We start from the raw sequence: 10,839 nt of genomic DNA on the forward strand, positions 1-10,839 counted from the left end.
TTTGCACTTCACGTAAGAGATACTCTTGAACGCCATTCATACCAAGGACTTTAAGAAGTTCTTTCGGATCAATCGAACCTTCTGTTAAGCTTTCACCAGCTTTAATCTGATCCCCAAGAGAAACTTTAATTCTTGAGCCGTAAGGAATTGCATAGTTTATCGTTTCCAATTCACTACGTACCGTCACCTCACGTTTTTCTCCTTCTTTAARGTCAACAACTTCCCCTTCAATTTCTGAGATGACCGCTTGACCTTTTGGGTTACGAGCTTCAAAAATTTCTTGGATACGCGGAAGACCTTGAGTGATATCGTCTCCTGCTACCCCACCTGTATGGAATGTACGCATTGTAAGCTGAGTACCCGGTTCACCGATTGATTGAGCAGCGATGATGCCAACCGCTTCCCCAACTTCAACATCGCTTCCTGTTGCAAGGTTACGACCGTAACATTTCTTACATACACCATGACGAGTATTGCAAGTGAAAACAGAACGGATTGTCATTTTTTCAATCCCGGCATCAATAATTAATTTAGTAATGTCTTCGGTAATCAGTTCGTTCTTCTTAATTACAACCTCATTTGTTTCAGGGTGACGAACGGTTTTGAATGYCACACGACCAACTAGGCGATCGTATAATCCTTCAATGATTTCGTTCCCTTCTTTAATTGCAGCAACTTCTAGACCACGATCAGTTCCACAGTCAGTTTCACGAACAATAACATCTTGTGCCACATCTACAAGACGACGAGTCAGGTAACCTGAATCGGCAGTCTTCAGGGCAGTATCGGCAAGACCTTTGCGCGCCCCGTGAGTTGAGATGAAGTACTCGAGTACCGTTAAACCTTCACGGAAACTTGATTTGATCGGAAGTTCGATGATGCGTCCAGACGGGTTAGCCATCAAACCACGCATACCTGCAAGTTGCGTAAAGTTAGATGCGTTACCACGGGCACCGGAATCACTCATCATAAAGATTGGGTTTCTTCTATCAAGAGTACCCATTAGTTTATTTTGGATAATATCCTTTGCTTCACTCCAAACAGAGATTACACGGTCATAACGCTCTTCCTCTGTGATAAGACCACGACGGAATTGCTTTTGTACCTTCTCAACCTTCTCTTCAGCTTCAGCAAGGATTTCTTTTTTCTCAGCAAGTACAACGATATCGGCTACCCCAACTGTAATACCAGCTTTTGTTGAATGCTTGAAGCCTAAGTCTTTCATACGGTCAAGCATTTTAGAAGTCTCAGTAATCTTAAACTTCTTGAATACTTCAGCGATGATGTTTCCTAGGAAGCCTTTCTTAAACGGCATAACTTCTTCACTCTCTGCAAAGTGCTTCGCTACATCAGTTGTGCTTGGTACGATATATTTAGAAGGTGTTTCGACTTCTAAGTTCACCATAGTTGGCTCATTGATGTAAGGGAATGAAGGCGGTAGGATTTCGTTGAAAATCAACTTACCTACAGTTGTTAGTAACAATTTATCTTCTTGCTCTTTTGTAAATGTCGTCTTACCAAGCGAAGCAACCGGAATCGCTACACGCGTGTGAAGATGAACAAATCCATTTTGATAAGCAAGTATTGCTTCGTTTGTATCTTTGAAAATAGAACCTGTACCTTTAGCTTCCTCACGTTCCATTGTTAAGTAGTAGTTACCTAATACCATATCTTGAGACGGAGTAACAACCGGCTTACCATCTTTCGGATTCAAGATGTTTTGAGCTGCTAGCATAAGAAGACGAGCTTCAGCTTGTGCTTCTGCTGATAAAGGTACGTGAACAGCCATTTGGTCACCATCAAAGTCAGCGTTATAAGCTGTACATACGAGTGGGTGAAGTTTGATTGCACGCCCTTCTACTAGAGTTGGCTCAAACGCCTGAATTCCAAGACGGTGAAGTGTAGGTGCGCGGTTTAATAATACCGGATGTTCACGGATAACTTCTTCAAGTACATCCCACACCTCAGGTTGTACACGCTCTACCTTACGTTTAGCACTCTTAATGTTATGAGCAAGACCTTTACTTACAAGCTCCTTCATAACAAACGGCTTAAATAGCTCTAGTGCCATTTCTTTCGGAAGTCCACATTGATACATCTTTAGGTTCGGACCAACTACGATAACCGAACGACCAGAGTAGTCAACACGTTTTCCTAATAGGTTTTGACGGAAACGCCCTTGCTTACCTTTAAGCATATGAGATAAAGATTTTAACGGACGGTTACCTGGTCCAGTTACCGGACGGCCACGACGACCATTATCAATCAATGCATCAACTGCTTCTTGAAGCATACGCTTTTCATTCTGAACAATAATGTTTGGAGCTCCTAGATCTAATAAACGCTTCAAACGGTTGTTACGGTTAATAACACGACGATATAAATCGTTTAGATCTGAAGTTGCAAAACGCCCTCCATCAAGCTGAACCATTGGACGTAATTCTGGCGGAATAACCGGCAGTACATCTAAGACCATCCAAGATGGCTCATTTCCTGAATTACGGAATGCCTCTAACACTTCAAGACGTTTAATCGCACGAGTACGACGTTGCCCTTGAGCTGTTAATAGCTCTTCTTTTAAGCCTTCTACCTCTTTTTCAAGATCGATATCAGCTAAAAGTTTACGGATCGCTTCTGCACCCATTGCTGCTGTGAACGAACGACCATATTTGTCACGGTACGTACGATACTCTTTTTCAGAAAGAAGTTGCTTTTTCTCCAGTGGTGTTTCACCTGGATCAGTTACTACGTAAGAAGCAAAGTAAATGACCTCTTCAAGAGAACGAGGAGACATATCAAGCACAAGACCCATACGACTCGGAATTCCTTTGAAGTACCAAATGTGAGAAACAGGAGCAGCTAGTTCAATGTGACCCATGCGCTCACGACGTACTTTTGCACGTGTAACCTCTACGCCACAACGATCACACACAACACCTTTATAACGAACACGCTTATATTTACCACAGTGACATTCCCAGTCCTTTTGAGGTCCGAAGATACGTTCACAGAATAAGCCGTCTTTTTCAGGTTTTAGTGTACGATAGTTAATCGTTTCAGGTTTCTTAACTTCTCCTCTTGACCAAGAACGAATCTTGTTCGGTGAAGCAAGACCGATTTTCATATACTCGAAATTATTTACATCTATCAAGGGGCCAACCTCCCTTTTAATTTCCATGTCTTATAAACACGCAAATGTCAGTATCTATATTCTCTTTTTCATTGTAGAAAGAGGGTAAGACAGCAACATGGGAACTAGTACATCTAGCCCCCGCATCGCTTTGTTCTTTATGCGTTTTCGCTTGATTCAAGATTTAAGTTTAGCTTTTCTGAAGTCTGTTCATCTTCGTCATCAAGCTCTCTCATCTCGATCTCTTCTTCGTTACTTGAAAGCATCTTCACATCCATACCTAGTGATTGAAGCTCTTTAATTAGTACCTTGAATGATTCTGGGACACCAGGTTCAGGAACATTTTCACCTTTTACAATTGCTTCATACGTCTTAACACGTCCAACTACATCATCGGACTTAACAGTTAAGATTTCTTGCAATGTATAAGCAGCTCCATATGCTTCAAGTGCCCATACTTCCATCTCACCAAAACGTTGTCCACCAAATTGTGCTTTACCACCAAGTGGTTGTTGCGTTACAAGTGAGTAAGGACCTGTCGAACGGGCGTGTAGCTTATCGTCAACCATGTGAGCAAGTTTGATCATATACATGATCCCTACTGATACACGGTTATCAAATGGCTCACCTGTACGTCCATCATAAAGAATTGTCTTACCATCTMGTGCCATACCAGCTTCCTCTAGCGTACCCCAAACATCTTCCTCATTCGCTCCATCAAATACAGGTGAAGCAACGTGGATACCAAGTTTACGAGCAGCCATACCTAAATGGAGCTCAAGCACTTGTCCAATGTTCATACGAGATGGTACCCCTAGTGGGTTTAACATGATATCAATTGGTGTTCCATCAGGAAGGAACGGCATATCTTCTTCTGGCAAGATACGAGAGATAACACCTTTGTTACCATGTCGTCCGGCCATTTTATCCCCTTGGTTAATCTTACGCTTCTGTACAATGTAAACACGTACTAGCTGATTCACACCAGGAGGAAGCTCATCGCCATCTTCACGATTGAAGATCTTCACATCAAGAACAATTCCGTCTCCACCATGTGGTGCACGTAGAGAAGTATCACGAACCTCACGAGCTTTTTCGCCGAAGATTGCATGCAATAGACGTTCTTCAGCTGTTAATTCAGTARCCCCTTTTGGTGTTACTTTACCAACTAGAATGTCCCCGTCTTTAACCTCAGCACCAACGCGAATAATTCCACGTTCGTCAAGGTTTTTAAGTGCATCTTCACCGACATTTGGAATGTCACGTGTGATTTCTTCAGGTCCAAGCTTCGTATCACGAGCTTCTGATTCATACTCTTCAATATGAACGGATGTATAYACATCGTCTTTTACAAGGCGCTCACTTAAGATGATCGCATCCTCATAGTTATAACCATCCCATGTCATGAACCCAACAAGAACGTTACGGCCTAATGCCATTTCACCGCTCTCCATTGAAGGACCATCAGCAAGGATTTCACGTTTTTCAACAACGTCACCTTCAGCAACGATTGGACGTTGGTTGTAGCTTGTACCTTGGTTTGAACGAATGAATTTTTGTAGACGGTACTTATCAAGGTCACCCTTAACTTGCTTACCTTCTACATCTTCAAGACGACGAACCCAGATTTCTTTTGCCGTTACACGTTCTACGATACCAGGATGTTTTGATACGATCGCCGCACCTGAATCTTTTGCTGATACGTGCTCCATACCTGTACCCACTAAAGGAGCTTCAGGAATAAGAAGTGGAACAGCTTGACGTTGCATGTTCGCTCCCATAAGCGCACGGTTCGAGTCATCATTCTCTAAGAAAGGAATACATGACGTCGCCGCAGAAACAACTTGCTTAGGTGATACATCCATGTAGTCAAGACGTTCACGTGGAACAACAGTGTTCTCACCACGGAAACGGGCAATGATATTATCATTAATAAATGAGCCATCATCATTAAGACGAGCATTTGCTTGAGCGACAACATAGTTATCCTCTTCATCTGCTGTTAAATAGTCAATTTGCGCAGTTACTTTTCCAGTCTCCGGGTCAACACGACGATATGGAGTTTCCATAAAGCCAAATTCATTTACCTTCGCGTAAGAAGATAATGAGTTGATTAACCCAATGTTTGGTCCCTCTGGCGTTTCAATCGGACACATACGACCATAGTGAGAGTAGTGAACGTCACGTACTTCAAAGCCAGCACGCTCACGTGTTAAACCACCCGGTCCTAGTGCAGATAAACGACGCTTATGTGTCAGTTCAGCAAGTGGATTTGTTTGATCCATGAACTGAGAAAGCTGAGAGCTACCGAAGAACTCTTTAATTGATGCAATAACCGGACGAATATTAATTAATGCTTGTGGTGTGATCATATTTGGGTCTTGAATAGACATACGTTCACGAACAACACGCTCCATACGAGATAAACCAATACGGAATTGATTTTGTAATAACTCTCCTACAGAACGAAGACGACGGTTACCTAAATGGTCAATATCATCTGTATCACCAACACCATGCAATAAGTTAAAGAAGTAGTTGATAGATGCGATAATATCAGACGGTGTAATATGCTTAACCTCACGCTCTACTAGACCATTCCCGATAACACGGATCACTTGCTCACCCTCTTGGTCATCCGGTGCATAGATCTTAATAGATTGAAGATTGATTTCACTATCTTCTACCACTCCGCCTGAAGCACGAGCAGTACGGAAACCAATATTGTTTTCAAGGTTTGGTAGGATACGATCTAGCGTACGACGATCTAGCACCGTACCTTCTTCAGCAATTACTTCACCAGTCTCTGGATCAACTAACGTTTCTGCTAAACGTTGATTGAAAAGGCGGTTTTTAATATGAAGTTTCTTGTTAATCTTGTAACGACCAACATTCGCTAAGTCATAACGCTTCGGATCAAAGAAGCGAGAATCAAGCAAGCTCTTAGCATTTTCAACTGTTGGTGGTTCACCCGGACGAAGACGCTCATAGATTTCAAGCAATGCTTTTTCCGTACTATCTGTATTATCTTTTTCTAGGGAATTACGAAGGTATTCGTCTTCACCTAATAGATCAATGATCTCTTGATCAGATCCAAACCCTAGTGCACGCAAAAGAACCGTCACTGGAATCTTTCTTGTGCGGTCAATACGGACATATACTAWGTCCTTAGCATCGGTTTCAAGCTCTAACCATGCTCCGCGGTTTGGAATAACAGTAGCGGTGAAACCTTTCTTCCCATTCTTGTCAGTCTTTTGACTATAGTACACACTTGGCGAACGTACTAACTGAGAAACGATAACACGTTCCGCCCCGTTAATGACGAAAGTGCCTGTTTCGGTCATTAATGGGAAGTCACCCATGAATACTTCTTGTTCCTTTACTTCTCCAGTCTCTTTGTTAATAAGACGGACTTTTACACGTAAAGGGGCAGCGAACGTTACATCACGTTCTTTTGATTCATCTACTGGGTATTTGGGCTCCCCGAGACTGTAATCAATAAACTCTAAAACTAAATTCCCTGTGAAGTCTTGAATGGGGGAAATATCTTGAAACATTTCTCTTAGTCCCTCATCAAGAAACCATTGATAAGAAGCTGTTTGAATCTCAATTAAGTTTGGCAACTCCAACACTTCATTAATTCTTGCATAGCTTCTACGTTGGCGGTGGCGTCCATACTGAACAAGTTGACCTGTCAACTGATTCACCCCTCAAATCTCGCGTTATAGTATCTAAAAATGGCTTCATCTACTCTCTTCTTCAAAGAAGAAAATTACAGACTAAACATTTTTATAGATTGCGTACACACTTATACTGCCATGTTCGATCACATCGCATATATAAGCTTAAATCTTGTATTACCTGACATAGTCTTCACGCACAAAAAGAAAAAATGGCTTCGATTAATAAAACCACATTTCCATCCGTTCGTTCGATTATACTAGTATAACCATATTTCTCCATCGCTATACAAATTAAAAAAAGATAGACTTTACGAAAAATAGGTAGTTATACGCATTAAATAACAATATCACAAAGTATATACTCAGTCAATTTTTTTCGCACACAAAATAAAGTAGCCCTTCTTCTTTTCAACTACTTCTACGTTTCCAAATAAACTCTCAATCTTATCGATTGCTGACGGGGCACCTTGTTTCTTTTGAATAACGACCCAAAGCTGCCCGTGATGCGCTAGATATTCATATGATTGCTCAAAGATTCTATGCACGATTTCTTTACCTGCTCGTATCGGTGGATTCGTTAAAATAGCAGCATAATCTTTCTTTTTCACTTGGTTAAGAGTATCACTCTCATAAACCTCAACGTTATCAATTCCATTGTTGCTCGCATTCTTTTTCGCTAAATCAAGCGCTCGCTCATTCACATCAACTAAGTGTACTCTACGATCTCGATCAATCGATGCAATCGACAAGCCAATAGGGCCATATCCACAACCGACATCTAATACATCACCGTCTACTTCCGGCATAATAAATGTATCAACTAGAAGTCGACTTYCAAAGTCGACTTCCTTCTTTGAGAAGACCCCTCTATCCGAGGTGAACTTGAATGATTTGCCCCGCAATTCAAATGACCATGTCCGCTCATCACTTTCCACTTTAGGATCTTTAGAATAATAATGACCAGCCAAAACCGCGACCTCCTTTCACCTTTCTACACATAAAGTAGCTACCACCATTATCGACAAATAAGTAATGGACCATAACTTAAATGCTAGATAAAAAAAGACCCGCATAGATGCGAGTCTTTTTGAAGATTTATTACTTAACTTCTACAGAAGCACCAGCATCTTCAAGTTTAGCTTTCATTTCTTCAGCTTCTTCTTTAGCAATGCCTTCTTTAACTGGAGCAGGAGCACCATCAACTAATGCTTTAGCTTCTTTAAGACCAAGACCAGTGATTTCACGAACAACTTTGATTACGCCGATTTTTGAACCACCAGCAGAAGTTAGGATTAAGTCAAACTCAGTTTGCTCAGCAGCGCCACCGTCAGCAGCTCCACCAGCTACAGCTACAGGAGCAGCTGCACTTACACCAAATTCTTCTTCGATTGCTTTAACAAGGTCGTTAAGTTCTAAAACAGTCATTTCTTTAACTGCTTCAATGATTTGTTCTTTAGTCATTTTGAAATCCTCCTATTATAAATAAGTTTTTTAGTTTGTATTACATGTAGTGAGTAGCGTTAGCTTACGCACCTTTTTCTTCTTTTTGTTCTGCAACAGCTTTCGCAGCTAATGCTAAACCACGTACTGGAGCTTGAAGTACGTTCGCAAGCATAGAAAGTAGACCTTCGCGCGATGGAAGTTCAGCAAGAGCTTTGATTTCTTCAACCGTAGCAACTCGCCCTTCAATAACACCAGCTTTGATCTCAAGAGCATCATGCTTCTTAGCAAATTCGTTAAGCACCTTCGCAGGAGCAATAACATCATCTGCACTGAAAGCAACAGCGTTTGGTCCAACAAGCTTTTCGTTTAGTTCTGATAGTTCAGCCGCTTCAGCCGCACGACGAGTTAAAGAGTTTTTGTAAACCTTGAACTCAACGCCCGCTTCACGAAGTTGCTTACGAAGTTCAGTTACTTCAGCAACATTAAGACCACGATAATCAACAACAATCGTTGCTTTATTATCACGTAACTTATCTGCGATATCAGAGACAATTTGTTTCTTTTGTTCTAGCACGCTCATCCTTACACCTCCCATGGTTTTATACCATACCGTTCAGAAGCGATATAAAAAGCCCCCATGTAGACATGAGGGCATATTGATGTCAGTTATATTCACTGAATCTATAGGCTTACCTCGGCAGGAAATTAAGCGCACTGCGCACCTACTGTCTACGGTATGATGTTCTTTTTTAACTCAAGTGTGCCGAGGCACTCTTAAGAGTATAATAAAACTATTATTGAAAGTCAATAATTACTTTGCAATTGATGAAGCGTTAACGCGTACACCAGGTCCCATAGTTGATGCTACAGCAACATTCTTCATGTATGTTCCTTTAGCAGCAGCAGGTTTTGCTTTCATTAATGTTTCAATAATTGTTGTGAAGTTCTCTACAAGCTTCCCTGTTTCGAACGAAACTTTACCGATTGGTACGTGAATGTTACCAGCTTTATCAACACGGTATTCTACTTTACCAGCCTTGATTTCGTTAACAGCTTTTTGTACATCAAATGTTACTGTACCAGTCTTAGGATTTGGCATTAAGCCTTTAGGTCCAAGAACACGACCAAGCTTACCAACTTGTGCCATCATGTCAGGTGTTGCTACGATTACGTCAAACTCGAACCAACCTTGGTTGATCTTGTTAATGTAATCCTCTTCACCTACATAATCAGCGCCAGCAGCTTCAGCTTCTTTAGCCTTTTCACCTTTAGCAAATACAAGAACTCGTTGAGTTTTACCTGTTCCGTTTGGTAGAACAACAGCTCCACGGATTTGTTGATCTGCTTTCTTAGGGTCAACGCCTAAACGTACAGCAACTTCAACTGTTTCATCGAATTTAGCTGTAGCAGTTTTCTTTACAAGTTCAATTGCTTCTTCAGCAAGATAAGCCGTATCACGGTCTACGAGCTTCACAGCATCTTGATATTTTTTACCTTTTTTAGCCATGCTAATTTCCTCCTCGAATGTGGTTTTAGCGGTAGTACCTCCCACTATTAAAGGTTGCGAACCTAGAAACTAGGTAAAGAGGGGTTTCCTCATCGCAACCTCCATAAAAACAATGTTACTAATTAGTCTTCAATTACGATACCCATGCTACGTGCAGTACCTTCAACCATACGCATAGCCGCTTCAACATCAGCTGCGTTTAAATCCGGCATTTTAGTCTCTGCAATCTCGCGCACTTTATCACGTTTAACTGTTGCAACTTTCTTAACGTGAGGCTCACCAGAACCTGACTCAATACCAGCAGCCTTCTTAAGAAGAACAGCAGCAGGCGGAGTTTTAGTGATGAATGTAAACGAACGATCTTCAAATACCGTAATTTCAACTGGAATAATAAGACCAGCTTGGTCTGAAGTACGAGCGTTAAACTCTTTACAGAATCCCATAATATTAACACCTGCTTGACCTAATGCAGGACCAAYTGGTGGCGCTGGATTAGCTTTACCAGCAGGAATTTGCAATTTAACCATTTTAATTACCTTTTTAGCCACGTGACACACCTCCTTAGTCCGTGATGTGGTTATYCGGGTGTCTACACCCTCCCACTCAAAAAACRGATGCACTCATGCACCCGATGGTTCATGTAATAAAACCATTATCAAACATGAAGATTTTATCACCTTCAGAGATAACTTTCAAGTTTTTTCGATTAAATCTTTTCAACTTGATTAAATTCTAGTTCCACCGGTGTTTCACGGCCGAACATATTAACATGAACTTTAACCTTTTGCTTGTCCAGATAAATTTCTTCAACTGAACCAATAAAGTTAGCAAATGGACCTTCTTTCACTTTAACTGATTCTTTCAGTTCAAAGTCTAGATCCGCTTTAGGTTCACTAACACCCATTTGCTTCAGGATCGCTTCTACTTCTTCTGGTAATAATGCTGTAGGTTTTGAACCTGCACCTGATGAGCCAACGAAGCCAGTAACACCTGGGGTGTTTCTAACAACATACCATGAATCATCCGTCATTACCATCTCAACTATTACATACCCTGGAAATACTTTCTTTGTTACT

At 41.2% G+C, this 10,839-nt stretch carries 8 protein-coding genes and 1 other annotated feature; all 8 genes read right to left on the bottom strand.

The window, feature by feature from the left end; translation table 11 throughout:
• Window positions 1-3,151, bottom strand: a 3,151-nt coding sequence (rpoC, locus tag AB685_RS22655) for a DNA-directed RNA polymerase subunit beta' (protein ID WP_047972846.1), incomplete at its 3' end; no start/stop codon positions are given.
• A gap of 137 nt (window positions 3,152-3,288) precedes the next feature.
• On the bottom strand, window positions 3,289-6,828 hold the full coding sequence (gene rpoB, locus AB685_RS22660) for a DNA-directed RNA polymerase subunit beta (RefSeq protein WP_047972847.1): 3,540 nt from the start codon (window positions 6,826-6,828) through the stop codon (window positions 3,289-3,291).
• Window positions 6,829-7,175: 347 nt separating this feature from the next.
• A complete protein-coding gene (locus tag AB685_RS22665; protein ID WP_047972848.1) occupies window positions 7,176-7,781 on the bottom strand; it encodes a class I SAM-dependent methyltransferase in 606 nt (201 codons plus the stop codon).
• 130 nt (window positions 7,782-7,911) lie between these two features.
• Complete coding sequence (gene rplL / locus AB685_RS22670; protein ID WP_047972849.1) at window positions 7,912-8,274, bottom strand: 50S ribosomal protein L7/L12; 363 nt, start codon at window positions 8,272-8,274, stop codon at window positions 7,912-7,914.
• A gap of 64 nt (window positions 8,275-8,338) precedes the next feature.
• Window positions 8,339-8,836 (bottom strand): 50S ribosomal protein L10, encoded by a 498-nt coding sequence (gene rplJ, locus AB685_RS22675; RefSeq protein ID WP_047972850.1) that lies wholly within the window; start codon window positions 8,834-8,836, stop codon window positions 8,339-8,341.
• 36 nt (window positions 8,837-8,872) lie between these two features.
• Window positions 8,873-9,009 (bottom strand) — a sequence feature (ribosomal protein L10 leader region).
• A 58-nt stretch (window positions 9,010-9,067) separates the two neighbouring features.
• A complete protein-coding gene (gene rplA, locus AB685_RS22680; RefSeq protein ID WP_047972851.1) occupies window positions 9,068-9,763 on the bottom strand; it encodes a 50S ribosomal protein L1 in 696 nt (231 codons plus the stop codon).
• A 122-nt stretch (window positions 9,764-9,885) separates the two neighbouring features.
• A complete protein-coding gene (gene rplK / locus AB685_RS22685; protein ID WP_047972852.1) occupies window positions 9,886-10,311 on the bottom strand; it encodes a 50S ribosomal protein L11 in 426 nt (141 codons plus the stop codon).
• Window positions 10,312-10,469: 158 nt separating this feature from the next.
• A partial coding sequence (gene nusG, locus AB685_RS22690; RefSeq protein ID WP_047972853.1) for a transcription termination/antitermination protein NusG occupies window positions 10,470-10,839 on the bottom strand: 370 nt, incomplete at its 5' end.

It is taken from the genome of Bacillus sp. LL01 (genome assembly GCF_001037965.1).

What these genes read in the sequence shown, in the direction of transcription:
- rplJ (WP_047972850.1), bottom strand. Translation starts at nt 8,836, where the DNA reads ATGAGCGTGCTAGAACAAAAGAAACAAATTGTCTCTGATATCGCAGAT.
- rplL (WP_047972849.1), bottom strand. Translation starts at nt 8,274, where the DNA reads ATGACTAAAGAACAAATCATTGAAGCAGTTAAAGAAATGACTGTTTTA.
- rplA (WP_047972851.1), bottom strand. Translation starts at nt 9,763, where the DNA reads ATGGCTAAAAAAGGTAAAAAATATCAAGATGCTGTGAAGCTCGTAGAC.